Annotated in this window: 15 protein-coding genes and 1 pseudogene; 6 read left to right on the top strand and 10 right to left on the bottom strand. The window is 74.0% G+C overall.

Going from position 1 to position 18,189, the window contains the following annotated elements:
* The first annotated feature begins 92 nt into the window (after window positions 1-92).
* Together ABD954_RS04795 and ABD954_RS04800 are read left to right on the top strand one after the other, a co-directional pair.
* Window positions 93-806 (top strand): GNAT family N-acetyltransferase, encoded by a 714-nt coding sequence (locus tag ABD954_RS04795; RefSeq protein ID WP_345484494.1) that lies wholly within the window; start codon window positions 93-95, stop codon window positions 804-806.
* A 147-nt stretch (window positions 807-953) separates the two neighbouring features.
* On the top strand, window positions 954-1,763 hold the full coding sequence (locus ABD954_RS04800) for a methyltransferase domain-containing protein (RefSeq protein ID WP_345484495.1): 810 nt from the start codon (window positions 954-956) through the stop codon (window positions 1,761-1,763).
* 193 nt (window positions 1,764-1,956) lie between these two features.
* Here the strand turns inward: ABD954_RS04800 and ABD954_RS04805 are convergent, their stop codons facing one another.
* A complete protein-coding gene (locus ABD954_RS04805; protein ID WP_382746123.1) occupies window positions 1,957-4,083 on the bottom strand; it encodes a DUF5107 domain-containing protein in 2,127 nt (708 codons plus the stop codon).
* 169 nt (window positions 4,084-4,252) lie between these two features.
* Here ABD954_RS04805 and ABD954_RS04810 point away from each other — a divergent pair, with 169 nt between their 5' ends.
* A complete protein-coding gene (locus ABD954_RS04810; RefSeq protein ID WP_345484496.1) occupies window positions 4,253-4,585 on the top strand; it encodes a DUF6204 family protein in 333 nt (110 codons plus the stop codon).
* A gap of 18 nt (window positions 4,586-4,603) precedes the next feature.
* Here ABD954_RS04810 and ABD954_RS04815 read toward each other — a convergent pair whose 3' ends face one another.
* Together ABD954_RS04815 and ABD954_RS04820 are read right to left on the bottom strand one after the other, a co-directional pair.
* Entirely contained in the window at window positions 4,604-5,176 is a 573-nt protein-coding gene (locus tag ABD954_RS04815) for a GNAT family N-acetyltransferase (protein WP_345484497.1), read from the bottom strand.
* A gap of 439 nt (window positions 5,177-5,615) precedes the next feature.
* Window positions 5,616-6,104 (bottom strand): hypothetical protein, encoded by a 489-nt coding sequence (locus ABD954_RS04820; protein WP_345484498.1) that lies wholly within the window; start codon window positions 6,102-6,104, stop codon window positions 5,616-5,618.
* Between the two features lie 207 nt (window positions 6,105-6,311).
* On the opposite strand from ABD954_RS04820, the gene ABD954_RS04825 reads away from it, so the two are divergent.
* A complete protein-coding gene (locus ABD954_RS04825) occupies window positions 6,312-7,061 on the top strand; it encodes a GntR family transcriptional regulator (protein WP_345484499.1) in 750 nt (249 codons plus the stop codon).
* A 272-nt stretch (window positions 7,062-7,333) separates the two neighbouring features.
* Window positions 7,334-8,452, top strand: a complete 1,119-nt coding sequence (locus ABD954_RS04830) for an adenosine deaminase (protein WP_345484500.1) — start codon at window positions 7,334-7,336, stop codon at window positions 8,450-8,452.
* A 73-nt stretch (window positions 8,453-8,525) separates the two neighbouring features.
* On the opposite strand, the pseudogene ABD954_RS04835 reads toward ABD954_RS04830, so the two are convergent.
* The 7 genes and pseudogenes from ABD954_RS04835 to ABD954_RS04865 form a co-directional block, all read right to left on the bottom strand.
* Window positions 8,526-9,369: pseudogene (locus ABD954_RS04835) on the bottom strand (IS5 family transposase).
* A 37-nt stretch (window positions 9,370-9,406) separates the two neighbouring features.
* Window positions 9,407-9,736 (bottom strand): CPCC family cysteine-rich protein, encoded by a 330-nt coding sequence (locus tag ABD954_RS04840; RefSeq protein ID WP_345484501.1) that lies wholly within the window; start codon window positions 9,734-9,736, stop codon window positions 9,407-9,409.
* Between the two features lie 35 nt (window positions 9,737-9,771).
* On the bottom strand, window positions 9,772-11,583 hold the full coding sequence (locus ABD954_RS04845) for a CocE/NonD family hydrolase (RefSeq protein WP_382746122.1): 1,812 nt from the start codon (window positions 11,581-11,583) through the stop codon (window positions 9,772-9,774).
* A gap of 193 nt (window positions 11,584-11,776) precedes the next feature.
* Window positions 11,777-12,706 carry a S66 peptidase family protein gene (locus ABD954_RS04850; protein ID WP_345484503.1) on the bottom strand — a complete coding sequence of 310 codons (930 nt, stop codon included), beginning with the start codon at window positions 12,704-12,706 and terminating at the stop codon, window positions 11,777-11,779.
* Complete coding sequence (locus ABD954_RS04855) at window positions 12,703-14,688, bottom strand: prolyl oligopeptidase family serine peptidase (RefSeq protein ID WP_345484504.1); 1,986 nt, start codon at window positions 14,686-14,688, stop codon at window positions 12,703-12,705. The genes ABD954_RS04850 and ABD954_RS04855 overlap by 4 nt, the downstream gene beginning before the upstream one ends.
* A gap of 79 nt (window positions 14,689-14,767) precedes the next feature.
* The gene (locus ABD954_RS04860) at window positions 14,768-16,102 is read right to left on the bottom strand and encodes a M20/M25/M40 family metallo-hydrolase (protein WP_345484505.1); all 1,335 of its coding nucleotides are present in this window, start codon (window positions 16,100-16,102) and stop codon (window positions 14,768-14,770) included.
* Entirely contained in the window at window positions 16,095-16,928 is an 834-nt protein-coding gene (locus ABD954_RS04865) for a M55 family metallopeptidase (protein WP_345484506.1), read from the bottom strand. The genes ABD954_RS04860 and ABD954_RS04865 overlap by 8 nt, the downstream gene beginning before the upstream one ends.
* 186 nt (window positions 16,929-17,114) lie before the next feature.
* Here ABD954_RS04865 and ABD954_RS04870 point away from each other — a divergent pair, with 186 nt between their 5' ends.
* Complete coding sequence (locus ABD954_RS04870) at window positions 17,115-18,161, top strand: hypothetical protein (protein WP_345484507.1); 1,047 nt, start codon at window positions 17,115-17,117, stop codon at window positions 18,159-18,161.
* Window positions 18,162-18,189 lie beyond the last annotated feature (28 nt).

Raw genomic sequence — 18,189 nt, forward strand, 5'->3', positions numbered from 1 at the left:
CCGGAGGGCTACGCCGATGGGGTACGGGGGCGGCCCTTCGCCGCGAAGTGGGCCGGGGCCCTGGTGTGGAAGGCGCCGGGGAGACTGGACGGATGAACGCACCCGAGGCGCACCGGATCGCCGCCGTCCCGCTGCGCGGCGCCCGCCTGGACCTGGAGCCGCTGCGGCTCGACCACGCCGCCGAGCTGGCCCAGGCCCTCGCCGACCACGCCCTGCACGCCTTCATCGGTGGCACTCCGCTCCCCGAACCCGAGCTCAGCGCCCGCTACCGGCGGCTTCTCGCCGGCTCCCCGGACCCGGGGACGTCCTGGTGCAACTGGACACTGCGGCTGCGCGCCGGGGCCGACGGGTCGGCAGGGACGGTCGGGGTGGGCGGGACGGCCGGACCGGTGGCGGGGACGGCAGGGACGACGACGGGGGCACGGGGGGCGACGGGAACGACCGGGGCGACGACGGGGGCACGGGGGGCGACCGGGACGACGACGGGGGCACGGGGGACGACGGGAACGACCGGGACGGCGACGGCGGTAACCACGACCGGGCCGGCGGTGGGGACGGTGCAGGCAACGGTGACGTCCGACGGGGCCGAGGTCGCCTGGGTGGTGGGCACGCCCTGGCAGGGGCACGGACTCGCCCGCGAGGCGGCGGTGGTGCTGACCGATTGGCTGCGCGAGCGGGGAGTGCCGCGGCTCGTGGCGCATGTGCATCCGGAGCACCACGCCTCGGCGGCGGTGGCGACGGCGGCGGGGCTGGCGCCGACGGAGGTGTTCCACGAGAGGGAACGACGGTGGGAGTGGCGTCGGTAGGGGGCGGAGCCACCGTACGACGGGAGGTGAATCCCCCTCCGGAACACGGCGTTTCGGCGGCACTGACCACATGTCGAGATAGGGGTCTCACCATGCGGGTGGAACGGCGTACCGTGATCACACCCACTCACCCAAGGGAGTCCGGTCATGTCGCACGAGACCGCCGTCTACACGCACGGCCACCACGAGTCCGTCCTGCGGTCGCACAGTTGGCGCACCGCCGAGAACTCCGCCGGGTACCTGCTCCCGGAGCTGCGGACCGGCCTGGACGTCCTCGACGTGGGGTGCGGGCCCGGCACGATCACCGCGGACCTGGCCGCGCGGGTCGCGCCGGGTCGGGTGACCGGAGTGGACGCGGCCGAGGACGTCCTGGTGAAGGCCCGGGCGACGGCGTCCGAACGCGGCCTGGACAACGTGGAGTTCGCCGTCGCCGACGTCCACGCCCTGGACTTCCCCGACGACTCCTTCGACGTCGTCCACGCCCATCAGGTGCTCCAGCACGTGGGCGATCCCGTCCAGGCGCTGCGCGAGATGCGCCGGGTGTGCCGTCCGGGCGGAGTGGTGGCCGCCCGGGACAGCGACTACGGGGCCTTCACCTGGTTCCCCGCGACCCCCGGCCTGGACGCGTGGCAGTCCCTCTACCGCCGGGTCGCCCGGGCGAACGGCGGCGAGCCGGACGCGGGCCGCCGCCTGCTGTCGTGGGCCCGCCGCGCCGGCTTCACCGACGTCACCGCCTCCGCCTCCGCCTGGTGCTTCGCCACGCCGGAGGAACGCGCCTGGTGGAGCGGCCTCTGGGCGGACCGCACCACCGAGTCGGTCTACGCCCGCCTGGCCGTCGACGGCGGCCATGCCACCCACGAGGACCTGGCGTCCCTCGCCGGCGCATGGCGCACCTGGGGCGAGGAGGACGACGCCTGGTTCATGGTGCCGCACGGCGAGATCCTGTGCCGGGTCTGACGACCGGCGCGAAGTCACCTTCTCGCCTGTCGTCCGCCCCCCGCCCCCCCCCGCCTGCCCTGACTTCCGCCCCTTCCCCCGCCTGCCCTGACTTCCGCCCCTTCCCCCGTCTGCCCTGACTTCCGCCCTCTTCCCCCGCCTGCCCTGGCTTCCGTCGTCTCCGCAGCCTTCCCCCCCGTCCTCCGTCCGCCGGTCAGTGGGGACGCATCCGGAACTCGTAGGCGTCCGGGAGCGGTTCGTCGGTGTGTCCGTCAGTGAGCCGGGCCCACAGCTCGCCCAGCTCCTCGGCGCCCTCGCGGAGGTCCGCGACCTCGAAGCCCGTGTCGAAGACGGCGCGGGCCTCGGCCCTGCGGCCCTCCGCGAGGAGCAGCCGGACCTCCAGGAATCGGAAGGCTCCCCGGGCCAGGACGTCGGCCGGGAGGCGGGACAGGACGGCCCGGGCGCGGGCGGGGCGGCCCGCGTCGAGGAGGGCGGTGACCGTCTCGCGGCCGAGGGCGGCGGTGACGACCGGGTCGCCGCCCTCCTGGTCGTCGAAAGCCTCCTCGTACCGCTCGGCCGCCCGCCCGGGGTGGCCGCCCTCGCGGTCGGCCACGGCCAGGCAGTAGAGCAGCGGCCAGCGCTCGGCCGCGTTCTTCAGGCCGCGCTCCCAGCTGCGTACCGCCTGCGCCAGATCGCCGGCCGCCCACTGGGCGACGCCCAGGTGGTACTCGGTGACGGGGTCGGCCGGGGCGGTCTCCAGCATGTCCCGCCAGGCGTCGGACACCGGGGTCGGCCAGGGCGCTGCCCCGGGCTCCGGGCCGGGGTGCGGGAGGGCGCCGGTGCTCAGCAGCGTGGCCCACGGCCGCTGTTCCTCGCCGATGAGGGCCGGGTCGAAGGGCGTGCCCGGCACGTCGTGGCCCCCGCGCAGTACTTCGAGCGCTCCCCAGCCGGACCCGGTGGCCAGCGGCGGGCCCGGTTCGGTGTCGGCGGCGGCGCGCCACCGCTCGTACGCCGTGTCGACCTCGGCGCGCGGCAGCGCCCGTTCGAGTGCGTCCTCGACGGCCGCGCGGGCCGCCGCCCAGTCGGTGCCGTGGACGGCGGCCTGGTCGGCGGTCAGCGGCGCGTACACCTCCAGCCAGGAGATCTCCTCCCCCGCCTCCAGGGTGGGGTGTTCCAGCTGGGTGCGGGCGAGTCCGGCCTGGATCTCGGCGTACCCGGGGGTGCCGGGCTCGGTGAGCCACTCCTGCCAGCGCCGGCCGCCGCGGCCCGTCCCCCACAGGAACAGCTTGCGCCCGAGCAGCCGGTCCGTGGAGGTCTGCACGAGGCCGCTTCCGTCGGCGTCGAGGGCCGCGATCCAGCGCCGCTGCCCGTCCGGCAGCGCGTAGAAGTAGTCGGCGGCGTGGGTGCTCTCCAGGGGGTACGTGCGGTCGACGCCGTCTTCGGTACGGGGCACCGGCACCCGGCGCAGGGCGGGCGCGGAAGGGGCGACGGGCGCGGAAAGGTGGGCGCGCTCAGGGCCGTCGACAGGCGCCCGGGTGTCGGCGTGGGCCGGAGCGGGGGCGTGCGCCGGGGTGCCGGCAGGCGCCCGGGTGTCGGCGTGCGCCGGGGCGGGGGCCTGCGCCGGGGCGGGGGCGTGCGCGTAACCGGACTGCCACGCGGTGTCGGCCGGGGCGAGGATCCGGCGGTCCTCGGGGACGGCGGTGTTGGACCACCACGAGCAGGGCACGGCCCGCTCGTGCGGGTTGCGGATCCGTACCCCGACGCACAGGTGTCCGGCGCCGTCCGGCAGCCACAGGTCGACCTGGAACGGCAGGTCGCGGAGCCGCTCCCACTCCCAGAGCCGGAGCATCGTGCCGCCGTCGGGCGCGGGGACGACCGCCGCGTGCAGCGGGGCGCAGGACAGGATGCCGTGGCCGCGGGCTCCGACGTTCCACTCGATGCCCCCGGAGAACCAGGCGCCGTTGAGGGCGAAGGCGGCGGGCTGGAACACGGGGTTGCGGTAGAGGAGTTCACGGCCCGTCGGCTTGTGGACCATGGAGTGGACACGCCCGCCGAGGCCCGGCAGCACGGTGACGCGCAGCAGGTCGTTCTCGATCACGAGGGCGTCGATTTCGGTCGGGGTGCGCTCGCGTCCGTAGCCGTCGCGGACCCGGGCGGGCAACACGGTCCGCAGCGGGGCGTGACCGAGCTGCCGGGCCATGTCGCGGGGCAGTCCGTCCCGCTCGTGCTCGGCGACCGCGGGGGTTCCGGGGCCGCCGAGGAGGTGCAGGGCGGGCAGGGGGTTGTCCGGGCCCAACGGCGCCGCGGGCAGGGTGAGTACGGCACGTCGTACGGTCGTCATGCCGACCATGGAACACGCGGGAACCACCGCTGGCCAGAGGGTGGACAACCGCCCGGCCCGCGCGACCCGGCCGTCGGAGGCGGGAAACTCCGTTGCGGTCCGCACCAGCCGCCGTAGGGTGGGGTGCCGGGTACGGCGGGGGCCGGTACCGGGAAAGGCACGGGAAGCGATGAGCGAGCAGCACACCTACCGGGTGATCGTCCGGGGCACGTTCGACGGACTGTCACAGGAGAGCCGAAGCCGGTTGCTCGCGGAGGTGGACGCGCACGGCCTGTCGGCGATGCAGTTCACGGAGGAGGGCTCGCTCGCCTACGACCGGACGCTGAAGCACTTCTCGTACCGCCTGGTCGTCGTCTCCGACGCGGCGGACGGCGAGGACATGGCGGCGGCGATCGCGGAGGACCGGGTGGAGACGGCGCTGAAGGAGCTCGGCCACGGCTTCGGCGGACTGAAGTCCACGGTCACCGACATGGACACCATGAAGATCAACTACAAGCGGTGACGACGGGCCGGTCCCCGACTACGCGCGCGAGGGGCCCGGCCGGGCGTCCGGCCGCTGATCGGCGGTCGTCGCCCAGCGCTCGTGGTCCCGCCACGCCCCGTCGATGAACAGCATCGCGGGCGAGAACCCTTCGAGGCGGAAGCCGGCCCGGCGGACCAGGGCGCGGGAAGCGGTGTTGAGGGGCTGGATGTTGGCCTCCAGGCGGTGCAGTCCGAGCGGCCCGAAGGCGTACGCGAGGACGAGCCCGAGGCCCTCCGAGAGCAGCCCGCGCCCGGCGGCGTGCGCGAAGGCGCCGTAGCCGAGCGCGCCCGAGAGGAAGGCGCCCCGGACGATGTTGTTGATGTTCACGAACCCGGCGATCCCGCCGCTGTCGCGCTCGCAGACGAGGAACCCGGCCCTCGCCGGGTCGTCCAGGAGCTGCCGGGCGTAGGCGGCGTACGCCTCGGACGTCCGCGGCGGGAAGAGCCAGGGCTCGTGCAGCGCGCGGCTCTCGCGGGCCCGGGCGGTGAACTCCTCGCCGTCGTCAAGACGGAACGGCCGCAGGCCGACCCGCGGCCCCGCGGCGAGGTACGGACCAAGATCGTCGGACATGGGATCAGGCTAGCGGGGCGAGGGCGGGCGGACCGGAAGGCCGGGTGGGCGGGACCGTCGAGCGAACCGGAAGGCCGGGTGACCGGACCGCTGAGCGGACCGGAGGGCGGGGTGGACCGGAGGCCCTGGTGGACGCCGACCCGGCCGTCGGCCGCCCTGAGGTCAGCGGTGGGGCGGCCTGAGAGCACAGCGGTGGGCTGACTCGGCGCCGGCCCGGGTGGGGCCGCCCGGGTGCTCCCGCCCTGGTGCGGCCCGCCCGGGTGGGGCCGCCCGGCGCGCCGGCTCGGGTTCCCGCCCGGGTGCTCCCGCCCTGGTGCGGCCCGCCCGGGTGCGCCCGCCCTGGTGCGCCCGCCCTGGTGTGCCGGCTCGGGTGTTCCGCCCGGTGCGCCGGCTCGGGTGCCCGCCCGGGTGTGCCGGCTCGGGTGCCCGTCGCCCGTGATCAGCGGCGGGCCGATGTCACCCGTGCGGGGCAGGTCTCGCCCTTCTTCACCACACCGACCACGACCCGGCCCCGCGGGCCGCGCTCGGCGCCCGCGGCGGGGTGCTGGGTGCAGACGCGCCAGTTCGGGGGCCAGAGGACACGGCGGTCGTCGCCGCTCACGTCGTGGACGTCGAGGCGGGTGCGCGGGGCCAGCGCGGTGAAGACGCGCCACAGGCTGGCGCCGAGGAGGACGGGCATCCCCCGGGCCCCGCTCCGGGCGCCCGGGCCGCCGTCCTCGTCCGCCACCGCGTCCGCATCCACGTCCGCCTCCACGTCCGCATCCACGTCCGCATCCGTGCCCGTGAGCGTGTCCATGCCCGCGGGTGTGTCCGTGTCCGGCCTCGGGTCGGTGCTGGTGCCGGTGTCGGCGTCGGCGGGCGTCGAGCTGACGGCCACGGCCCACAGCGCGAGGGCGGCAGCGGCGCCGACGACCGCCGCCCGCCTCACCCGCGCCTCCCGGCGGCCCCGTAGCGGCTCGATGTTTCCCTGGGACTCATGACCGGCCCGCCTCCCTGCGTCGTGCGTCCCCCCAGGATGGTCCGGCGCGCGACATCAGGGGGCGATGGACGGACCGTACGAGTGACTTGTCAGACAACACCGGGCCGATACGGTGGGTCCCGGCACCGTACCCGGGCACCAGCACGAGGAGGATCCTTGGCAGCCGGCGGACAGCAGCGCCGACCCGTCGTGGCGCTCTACGAACGGATCGCGGACGCCATTCACGACGGCACCTACCCGCCGGGATCCACGCTGCCGTCGGAACCGAAGCTCGCGGGCGAACTGGGCGTGAGCCGCCCCGCGCTGCGCGAGGCGCTGCTGTTGCTCCAGGAGGACGGGCTGCTGACCGTGCGCCGAGGGGTGGGCCGCACGGTGAACGCGCACCCGCCGCGGCGCGGCTTCGAACACGTGCAGGCCCTGGAGGAGCTGCTCGGGGCCGGCGCACCCCTGCGGGTGCGGGGTCTGCTGCGGTCCGTCGAGGAGCCCACCGACTTCACCACCCAGCATCTGCTGGCCCCGGCCGGGGCCGAGCTGCGGTTCTGGGAGTCCGTGCTGGCCGGGGAGGCGGGGCCCGCCGCCCTGAGCCACGAGTGGGCCGCCGACGACGGGGTCCTGGACCGGGCCCACCCGGCCTTCGCCGAGGCGCTGCGCACCGAGACGGCACCGGAGCGCACCTCGATGCTGGCGGTGCTCACGGGGGCCTCGCGGGGCGTGCCGCTGGCCGCGCACAGTGCCGTGACGGCGACCTTGCTCGGGCGCCGCAGGGGTGAGCAGCTGGGCCGGTCGGCGGACACGCCCGCGGTGCTGGTCACCCAGGTGGTACGGGTCGACGGGACCCCCGTGCTCGCCGCGAAGCACATGCTGCCGACGGGTGCGCCCGCCCTGCCGGTCCTGCAGACGAACTGAGGCGCCGGCCGCCGCGGCCCCGGGCCGGCCGGATCGGTCACCGGACCGACCACCGGGCCACCGAGTCCCCCGATCCGCTCCGGGTCGGCCCTTCGAACTCCCACTCCGACCCACTCCGCCCCGCCCCCGAGCCGCCTAGATCCGCGGCCTCGCCCCCGCACCCCCCGCACCCCCCGGCCCACCCGGCGCCCGACCCGGCCCCCGCGTACCCGCGGCCCCCTGTCGCCACCGTCACACCACCTCCGCGCCCGAGTGGCGTACACTTCCCCGCCATGCACTTGTCTGACAACCCTGCCGCCCCTGCTGCTGCCGCCTCCTCCCCCGCCGTCGCCGACTGGATCCGGCGGGCCCCCAAGGCCGTCCTCCACGACCACCTGGACGGCGGGCTGCGGCCCGCCACGATCGTGGAGCTCGCGCGGGCCTGCGGGTACACCGGGCTGCCCACCGAGGACCCGGCCGAGCTGGCCGTGTGGTTCCGGGAGGCCGCCGACTCCGGTTCGCTGGAGCGGTATCTGGAGACCTTCGCCCACACCTGTGCGGTGATGCAGACCCGCGAGGCGCTCACGCGGATCGCGGCCGAGTGCGCCGAGGACCTGGCCGCCGACGGGGTCGTCTACGCCGAGATCCGCTACGCCCCCGAGCAGCACCTGGAGGGCGGACTCACCCTCGACGAGGTCGTCGAGGCCGTGAACGAGGGCTTCCGCGAGGGCGAGCGCCGCACCGGCGGCCGGATCACCGTCCGTACGCTGCTCACCGGCATGCGGCACACCGACCGCTCGCTGGAGATCGCGCGGCTGACGGTGGCCCACCGCGACAACGGCGTGGCGGGCTTCGACATCGCCGGCGGCGAGATCGGCAACCCGCCGGCCCGCCACTTGGCCGCCTTCCAGCACCTGAAGCGCGAGAACTGCCACTTCACGATCCACGCGGGCGAGGCCGTCGGCGCCGAGTCGATCCACGAGGCCGTGCAGGTCTGCGGCACCGAGCGGATCGGGCACGGCGTGCGGATCACCGACGACATCGCCGAGGACGGCACGCTGGGCCGGCTCGCCGCGTACGTGCGGGACAACCGCATCGCGCTGGAGGTCTGCCCGACGTCCAACCTGCAGACGGGCGCGGCGAAGGACTACGCCTCGCACCCCATCGACGAGCTGCGCCGCCTGGGCTTCCGGATCACCCTCAACACGGACAACCGGCTGGTCTCCGGCACCACCATGAGCGAGGAGTTCCAGCACATGGTGGACGCCTTCGGCTACGGCCCGGAGGTCTTCGAGGAGTTCACGGTCGCCGCCCTGGAGGCCGCCTTCCTGCCGCTGCCGGAGCGCCGCCGCCTGATCGACGAGCTGGTCCGCCCGGGTTACGCGGCCCTCGCGCCCCTCGTCGCCGGCTAGGAACGGCGCTGCCGCCGGCCGCACCCGGCTCGCACCGGGTGCGGCGGCCCGCCGCCAGGCCCTTTCGTTTGGATCATCGGGCTGACCAGAGGAAGATGCCCGCGATGTGGAGTCCGGCCAGGTAGATCGTTGCTGTCTTCTCGTAGCGGGTGGCAATTCCGCGCCACTGTTTCAGGCGGTTGATGCAGCGTTCGACTGTGTTGCGCTGCTTGTATGCCTCGCGGTCGAATGCCGGTGGCCTGCCGCCGCGGCTTCCGCGACGAAGCCGGTGGCCACGTTGATCGGCCGGGATCGGGATCACTGCGCGGACACCGCGCTTGCGCAAGTGTTCGCGGATGGCGCGTGACAAGTACGCGTTGTCGGCCAGGACTACGTCCGGCCTGGTGCGGGGTCGGCCGCGTCGGCGGGGAACACGCAAGCGCGCCATGACATGCTCGAAGGCGGGTGCGTCACCAGCCTGTCCGGCTGTGAGGACAAAGGCGAGGGGCCGGCAATGTGTGTCGGCGGCGAGATGGATCTTCGTGGTCAGCCCGCCGCGGGACCGGCCGATGGCGTGGTCGTTCGGCTCGCCGGCCGGGGCCCCTTTTTGCGGGCCCCGACCGCGTGCTGGTGAGCGCGCACGATGGTGGATCGACCGAGACGGCCCAGTGGAGGTCTTCTTCGGCGTCGGCCTGCGCGATGAGCGCGGTGAAGACCCGCTCCCACGTGCCGTCGACGGCCCACATCCGTAGCCGGTTGTAGACGCCTCGCCAGTTGCCGTACCCCTCTGGCAGATGGACCCACTGGATGCCGGTCTGGAACTTGTAGGCGATCGCGTCGATCACTTGGCGATGGTCCCTCCACCGGCCACCCCGTTTCGGCGTCCGGTCCGGAAGTAGCGGTTCGATCCGTGCCCATTGCACATCGGTCAACGGCATGACCTGACAACGAAAACTTGGGCTGCTGAACCCTGTCCTAATCAGCCACGTCCGGAACCTGGCGCCGTGCTTCCGACAACCACAGCCCTTCACCACCGCGCGTCATGGACTCATCGATTCCCTCGGCCGCTTCCTCCAGGTAGTCCAACCGGGCCTGCGCCAGGCTCAGCCGGCCGTTGGGACCGCCCCGGACGATGTGAGCGTCCACGTCGTCCTGCCCGTCGTCCTCCCAGCCGCACTCTGGACAGATCTCGAAGTTTGCCCGTTCCTCCAACGTTCGCTGGAAGCAGCAGGGGCACGCGATGAGGTCGCTCGGGCCGCGATTCGCGGGACTGGTAGGTGTTTCATCAGAGACCATGGCCACCATCGTCCCGATCCCTGGAGTGATCCACAATAAACGGCTTAGCCGACCCGTCCCCGGACGAGGGGCAGTTCCAGTGTCCCGGTGTCCTCGGGGGCGCTGACGACGGTCACCGGTTTGATGCCCCGGTTCCCGGAGTAGGCGGTGTCACTGGCCGCGATCACGAACTCCAGGCGGTGGCCGGTTTCGTAGCGGTGGACGATGCCGGGGAGTTCGACGGTGAAGGGGCGGGTGACGTCCGGTACGCGGACGGGCGCGACGAGCCGGTTGACGAGGGTCTTCGTGCCGTCGGGAGCCACGTCGTACAGCTTGGCGAAGAGGACCAGCTTGTCGGCGGCGTCGCCGGAGTGCTGGACGCGTTCGGTGCGCGGGGAGACCACCTTCAGGGTGGCGCGGGGCGCGCCGACGAGGTCGGCGGGGGCGGTGAGCGGGGCGGAGGTCCAGCCGAGGTGGGTGCCGGCGACGTCGTACGGCGCGGGGTCGGGCAGTCCGATCAGGCCGGCCAACGAGGACTCGGAGTGGCTGGTGGGTACCAGCCAGTTGGCGTACGAGCGGGAGCCCCGGGCGACCTTGGCGCGGTTGTCCACGAGTTTGCCGTCGCCGGAGAGGTAGAGCCTCTGACTGAGGGCGGGCACGGTCGGGGCGGTGCCGTAGCCGCTCTGCCAGTCGCGGTGGTAGGCGAACTCGGCGCCGGTGTCGACCGTGCGGTCGCCGCGCAGGTGACGCTGGAACCAGGCGAGGACGCGCCGCCCGACGTAGCTGCTCTCCAGGTCGCCCGAGCCGAGGTCGAGTTCGCCGGGCTTCTGCCCGCCGCTGTGGCCCCAGGACTGCCAGATCATCTTGGTCTCGACGCCTTGGCGCTGGAGCTTGTCGTAGGTGTCCTGTGCCTCGTTGAGGTTGAACAGGCTGTCGGCCTGGCCCTGGACGAGGAGGGTGGGGGCCTTGACGCGGTCGAGGTAGGAGACCGGGGAGACGCTGCGGGCGAAGGCGAGCATCTTGTCCGTGTCGGCCTGCGGGTAGCTGCCGGAGTTGAGCAGGCGGACGGTGTCGCAGGCGTCGGTGACGAAGTGGAGGCAGGCGAGGGAGTTGACGCGGCTGGGGTCGAGGGAGGGCACGAGCAGGGGCTGGCCCTCGCCCATGAGGTAGAAACCGTTGGCCCACTGCCATTTGAAGACGCCGGGGGTGTCCCGGTCGGCGCTGTTGGGGGCGAGGGAGTAGGCGAGGTCGTTCCAGGTGATGAGCGGGACGAGGGCGTCGAGGCGGGGGTCGGTGGCGGCGGTGGCGAGCTGGATCGCGCCTCCGTAGGAGCCGCCGATCATGCCGGCCCGGGGGTCGTCCGCGCCGTCCTTGGTGACGAAGTCGACGCGGGTGCCGTCGTCGGCGGCGCGGGTGCCGGCGAGGAAGTCGAGGAGCCGGGCGGCGGCCTGGCCGTCGATGCGCGGGTCGTCGAGGGAGATGAGGCATCCGCTCCTGCCGAAGCCGAGGCCGGAGTAGACGAGTCCGACGTAGCCGCGGGCGGCGACGGCCTTGCCGATGGCGTCGGTGGAGCCGTCGTTCTTGCTGCCGCCGAAGCCGTTGGTGGCGAGGACGGCGGGCGCGGGGTGCGCGGCGTCGACGCCGTCGGGGCGGTAGAGGTCGGCGTCGACGGCGCAGGTACGGCCGCCCGCCTGGACGGTGAAGCGCAGCGGGGTGACGGTGTACGTGCTGGTGGCGCCGTCCGTGGCGGTGTCGGCGGCCCGGGCGGCAGGCGCGGTGAAGGCGAGCGGCGCGGCCAGCACGGCCCCGGCCGTGAGCGCGAGGAGCTTGCGGGATCCGGGCAGGGCGGGCAGGGCTGGGGACACGGGAACCTCCACACCGAGGACGCGCGATCGACGTACCTACCGGTAGGTACGTGCCGGGCCCATGGTGTGACGCGCGCCAGAGGGTCGTCAACGCGCAGGACGAAGGTTGTTGACGGAGATTCAGTGAAGGGAACGGGGCCGGCGTGGCGCGGCGGAGGCGGCGGGGCCTGCGTGGCGCGGCGGAGTGGGAGCGGTCGGGCGGGCCTCAGCTCAGGGCCGGTACGTCGAGGGTGAGCGTCCCCGCCTCCGCGTCCAGGACCGCCGGTGTCCCGAACGGCACGGTCGGCGCGCTCTCGTGGTGCCCGAAGCCCATCTCCTCCACGACCGGCACGCCGAGCCCGCCGAGCCGGTCGGCGAGGACGGCGCGGACCTCCTCGTACGGGCCGCACTCCTCCCAGGAGCCGAGGCCGATCCCGGCGACGCCGTCCAGCCAGCCGGAGCGCAGCAGTTGGGTGAGGATCCGGTCGAGGCGGTACGGCTCCTCCCCCACGTCCTCCAGGAGCAGCAGCCCGCCCCGGGCGGAGGGCCGGGCGTGCGGGGTGCCGAGGTCGGCGGCCAGGAGGCTGACGCAGCCGCCGAGGGTGGTGCCGCGCGCCCGGCCCGGGACCAGCGTCCGGGCCGTCTCCGGGGCGAGGGTCTGTACCGACTCCGGCTCGAAGAGGGTGGCGCGCAGGGACTCCTGGGTGCGGGCGTCCTTGAGGAAGGCTCCGGCGGCGATCATCGGGCCGTGCAGGGTGGCGAGGCCGAGGCGGACGGCGAACGCCTCGTGGAGGGCGGTGATGTCGCTGTATCCGACGAGCACCTTGGGTCCCGCGGCCCGTATCGCCGTCCAGTCGAGCAGGTCGACCATGCGCTGGGCGCCGTAGCCGCCGCGGGCGCAGAACACCGCCGCGACGTCCGGGTCGCACCACGCCTCGGTCAGGTCGCGGGCGCGGTCCTCGTCCCTGCCGGCCAGGTGACCGAGGGCGGGGTGGGCGTCGAGGACGTGGGGCGCCACGACCGGGTCGAGGCCCCAGGCGCGCAGGATGTCGAGTCCGGCCCGCAGCCGCTCCTCGGGGACGGGGCCGCTGGGCGCGACGACGGCCACCCGGTCACCGGGGCGCAGCCTGCGGGGCCGCACGGGCAGCGTGGTCATTTCCTCATCTCCAGGGCGGGCACGTCGAACCGGTCGAGTCCGAAGGTCCTGACGTACAGGGCGAGTTCCGCTTCGAGGGCGCGCTTCACCGTGTCGGCCCTGCGGAAGCCGTGCCCCTCCCCCTCGAAGGCGAGGTAGGCGTGCGGGACGCCCCGGCCGGCCGTCTTGGCGAGGAACCTCTCGGCCTGGGCGGGCGGGCAGATCACGTCGTCGAGGCCCTGGAGCAGCAGGAAGGGCGCGGAGATCCGGTCGACGTGCTCCAGCGGGGAGCGTTCCCGGTAGCGGGCGGGCACCTCGTCGAGCGGGCCGATCAGCGAGCGCGGGTACTGCGACTCGAAGTCGTGGGTCTCGCCGTCGGCCCAGGCGGCCGGGTCCAGGATGGGGTAGATGATCGTGCCGCAGGCGTAGAGGTCGGTGTGGACGAGGGAGGCGGCTGCGGTCCAGCCGCCGGCGCTGCCGCCGCGGATGGCGAGGCGGGCCGGGTCGGCCGTGCCCTCGTCGGCGAGGGCACGGGCGACGGCGGCGCAGTCCTCGACGTCGACGACGCCCCACTGTTCGCGCAGCCGCTCGCGGTAGTCGCGGCCGTAGCCCGTGGAGCCGCCGTAGTTGACCTCGGCGACGCCGATGCCCCGGGAGGTGAAGTAGGCGATCTCCAGGTCGAGCACGAGCGGGGCGTGCCCGGTGGGGCCGCCGTGCGCCCAGATCACGTAGGGCGGGAGGTGTCCGCCGGGAGCGGCGCGGTCGGGGTTGTGCGGCGGGTAGACGTGGGCGTGGATCTCACGGTCGTCGGGCCCGGTGAAGGTGCGGATCTGGGGTTCGGGGTAGTACGCGGGGTCGACCGGGTCCCGGTGCGGGGAGCCGATGACCCGGGTGCGGCCGGTGCGGGTGTCCAGCTCCACGACCTCGTAGGCACTGCGGGGGCTGGCGGCGACACCGACGACGCGGGTGCCGTGGACGGCGAGGGTGGCGGCCCACTCGGTCCACGGGCCGGCGGCGTCGACCAGCTCGCCGGTCTCGGGGTCGAGTATCCCGAGGGCGGTGGCGCCCTTGCCGTGGACGACGGCGACCAGTCCGTTGTCGAGCGGCTGGAACCAGGTGAGGCCGATCCGCCAGAGCGCTCCGCCGAACTCCTCGGGGCGCGGACAGAGCGCGACCGGCTCGCCGTCCTCGGCGCCGCGGTAGAGGTTCCACCAGCCGGTGCGGTCGCTGAGGTGGAGCAGTCGGCCGTCGGGGGTCCAGCCGACCTGCGGCACCGACTCCTCGGGGCCGCCGGCGACGGTGCGGGGGCCGGCGAGACGGCCGTCCTCGGTGACGTCGGCGAGCAGGACCTCGGTGCCGTCCCAGGGCATGCGGGGGTGGTCCCAGGCGATCCAGGCGGCGCGCCGTCCGTCGGGCGAGAGCCGGGGGCCGGTGACGAAGCGGTGGCGTCCGTCGGAGAGTTCGCGCACCCGGGAGCGGTCCTCGGCGGCGGAGCCGTCCAGGGGCACGGCCGCGATCACCCGGCGCACGTCGCTGGGCGCCGGTCCGGTGGACTCCTCCAGGACGCACCAGACCTCGCCCCGCTCGGGGCGGAGCACCGGGTCGGCCCAGCGCAGTCCGTCGCCGGTGGTGGAGACGGGGGTGAGCGGCCGGGGCCCCGCGCCGTCGGGGGCGTCGGGCTCGTAGGCGTAGAGCCGCTGGTCGGGGAGGTGGCAGAAGACGAGGAACGTCGAGCCGTCCGCCCGCACCGTGCCGGCCCAGGGCCGGCCGCCGTACTCGATGACCCGGCTGCGCACGTTCCACGGCGAGGGCAGCACGGATTCCTCCGTACCGTCGGGGCGGAGGCGCACCAGGGCGCGCCGGCCGCCCTCGGCGGGGCGCGGGGCGGTCCACCACACCTCGTCGCCGACGACGCCGAGGTATTCGGGTCGCCCGTCGTGTGCGGCGGTGAGCGCGGCGCCGATCGGTGACGGCCAGCTGCCGTAGGCGGCCGTGGGTGTCATCGGGTCCCCCCTTGAGCGGATGGTGCTGGTGCGGTTCGTGCCGGTGCGGGCCGGGTGGTCGTACGGACCGGGTGGCGGGTCAGGCGGTCCGCAGGTAGTGGTCGAGGACGCGGACGCCGAAGTGGAGGGCGTCGACCGGGACCCGTTCGTCGACGCCGTGGAACAGCGCCCCGTAGTCGAGCTCGGGGGGCAGCTTCAGCGGGGAGAAGCCGTAGCCGGTGATGCCGAGGCGGGAGAACTGCTTGGCGTCGGTGCCGCCGGACATGGAGAAGGGGATGACGTGCCCGTCCGGGTCGAAGCGCTCGACCGCGGCGCGCAGCTTGGCGAAGGTCGGCGAGTCGACGGGCGCCTCCAGGGGCACCTCGCGGTGGTGGAACTCCCACTCCACGTCGGGACCGGTGAGCCGGTCCATCGTCTCGGCGAACTCCTCCTCGCCGCCGGGCAGCATCCGGCCGTCGACGTAGGCGACGGCGTGCCCCGGGATCACGTTGACCTTGTAACCGGCGTCCAGCATCGTCGGGTTGGCGCTGTTGCGGACGGTGGGCTGGACCAGGGCGGCGGCCGGGCCCAGCTTCTCCAGGAGGGCGTCGGTGTCGAAGTCGGGGGCGTCGACGTGGGCCTCGATCCCGTAGAGCGCGGCCAGTTCCCTGAGCGCCGCCCGCACGGTCGGGGTGAGCCGGACCGGCCACTGGTGGTCGCCGATGCGGGCGACGGCCGCGGCGAGGCGCGTGACGGCGTTGGCCGTGTTGACCTTGGAGCCGTGGCCGGCCCTGCCGTGCGCGGTGAGCTTGAGCCAGGCGGTGCCGCGCTCGCCGGCCGCGATCGGGTAGATCGTGGTGCCGGGGTCGGGGTGGAAGCTGAACGCGCCGGACTCGCTGATGCCCTCCGTGCAGCCCTCGAAGAGGGCGGCGTGCCGGTCGGCGAGGAAGCCGGAGCCGTCCTCGGCGCTCGCCTCCTCGTCGGCGGTGTAGGCGATGACGACGTCGCGGCGCGGCCGGACGCCCTGGCGGGCCCAGGAGCGGACGACGGCGAGCACCATCGCGTCCATGTTCTTCATGTCGACGGCGCCCCGTCCCCACACGACCCCGTCGCGGACCTCGCCCGAGAAGGGGTGCACGGTCCAGTCGGCGGCCTCCGCCGGGACGACGTCGAGGTGACCGTGGACGAGCAGCGCGTCGGCCGTGGGGTCGGTGCCGGGGATCCGGGCGACGACGTTGGTGCGGCCGGGGGTGCGCTCCAGGAGCGTGGGCTCGAGACCGGCACCGGCGAGGCGCTCCGCCACGTACTCGGCGGCGGGCCGCTCGCGGCAGTCGCCGCCGCCGCGGTTGGTGGTGTCGATCCTGATCAGTTCGGAGGTGAAGGTGACGACCTCGTCGAGTGCCGCACCGTCAGGACCCCGGTCCTCCTCAGCCATACTGCTCCTCCACAGCGGCGGACGCGATCGTGGTGACCGCCTTGAACGTGCGAATTGCCTCGTACATCGTCTCGCTGGTGTAGGCGACGCGTCTCTCGCCACTCCGTCCCGTGCCCGGGACCACCGTCGCGGCGGCGGCCAGGTGCTCGGCGTCGAACTCCAGCTCCACCGTGAACGGCCCGCCGCTGACCGGCTCGTGCCGCACGGCGAGCGAGGCCGCTTCCTTGGCCGCCGCCCGGATCTCGGCTGCCGTGCGGGCGGGCGTGCGGCACACGGCGGCGTAGCGCGAGACGTGGTCCTTGACGGCGACCTTGCGCGCCTCCGGTGCGTAGCCGAGGGCGTCCTCGCAGGTCAGGTCGTCACCGGTGACGAGGACGACCGGCACGCCGAACTCGGCTACCACGTGCGCGTTGAGCAGTCCCTCGCTCGCGCGCACTCCGTTGAGCCAGACGCCGGTGATGGAGTTGGCGAGATAGGTGTGGGCGAGGACTCCCTCGGCGCCCGCTCCGGTGTGGTAGCCCACGAAGGCGATGCCGTCGACGTCGCCGTGCTGGACCCCCTCCACCATGGACAGCGACTTGTGACGCCCGGTGATCATCTCGGCCCGCTCGTCGAGCCGCTCCAGGAGGAGATTGCGCATGGTCCAGTGCGCCTCGTTGATCAGGACCTCGTCGGCGCCGCCGTCGAAGAAGCCGAGCACCGCCGCGTTCACGTCGGAGGTGAACATGGACCGGCACCGCTCCCACTGCGGGGTGCCGGGCAGCACGTCGGCGGGCCAGGTCACACCGGTGGCGCCTTCCATGTCGGCGCTGATCAGGATCTTCATGTCTGGCACCGTACGCGCCGGGCCAGGGGCCCCACCACCCCTGTGGATAAGTGTCGAAGGCATGGACCGGTGACGGTGGTTCGGCCGCGTATCGCGGCCCGGGGATTCGGGCGAATCCTTTCATCGGTCGCGTATAGGCTTACCGGCGCACATTCCCGCCCCGCTCACTCCCTGAGGAGACTCTCGGTGACCACCCCGCTCGCTCCGGTCGAGACCGACACCTGGATCGAACCCGCCGCCGAGGCCGTCGCGGAGGCCGTGGTCCGCGACGCCCGCGACTTCGGGGTGTACGCGAGGACGGGCGGCTGGGCGTTCGCGCTGAAGGTGGCGCGGAGCGTCCGGCCGGGCGGTCAGCCGGCGGAGGGCTCGGAGAAGGTGTCGGCGAAGGTTTTCGCGGAGCTGGCCGGCTGCTCGCCCGAGCGGGTCATGCGCTACTACAAGGCGTGGGACATGGCCGCGGACGACGGCCTGGTGCCGCAGTTCGAGGCCCTGGCGCCCGGCGAGGACGTCGAGCTCCCCGAGGCCGACGTCTGGCTCTCGTACTACTCCTCCCGCTCCAGCGCCACGTCCGTGCGCGGCCACGCGATCACAGCGGCGGCCGAGGCGGAGGGCATCAAGCCGACCAAGGCGCTGGAGGTCGCCGAGAACCCGACCGCGCTGCGGGCCGCGATCCTCGCCGATCCCCAGACGGCCGAGGCGGCGCGTGGCGCCCTGCTGGACCGGATGAAGGAGGACCCGGCGCTGCAGACCGAGATGGCGCGGGCCATCGCGCGTACCGGTGAGCTGAAGAAGGCGGTCGCGCAGGAGGCGAAGGCCGCCGACCGGATCGAGTACGTACGGCAGATCGCCGAGGGCGGCCGGATCCGCACGCCCGCGGGCCAGACCGTCGAGGCCCCGCCCGAGCTGCGCGCGGAGGCCGAGCGGCACCTGTCGCTCATCGACGAGCTCGACGACTCGGAGGAGGCCGGCGAGTGGGCCGGCGAGGCGTACGACACGGTGCGGTCGATGGTCGCCCGGACGGTCGACGCGGACCCGGCGCTGCGGGTCCAGGAACGCCGGACGAAGTTCTACAACAGTCTGCAGAAGGCGACGAAGGTCTTCGAGGAGCTGACGCTCGACGAGGTCCTGGAGGAGGACGTCGTCGAGGAGGACATGCTCCAGCGCCTGGAGGCGCTGCAGGAGGCGATCGGCGCCTGCATCGACGCCCTGCGCAAGGCGACCACCACGTCCTGAGGCGACGGCGGTGCGGCCGGTGCCGGCG

It is taken from the genome of Streptomyces roseoviridis (genome assembly GCF_039535235.1).
Taxonomy (GTDB): Bacteria; Actinomycetota; Actinomycetes; order Streptomycetales; family Streptomycetaceae; genus Streptomyces; species Streptomyces roseoviridis.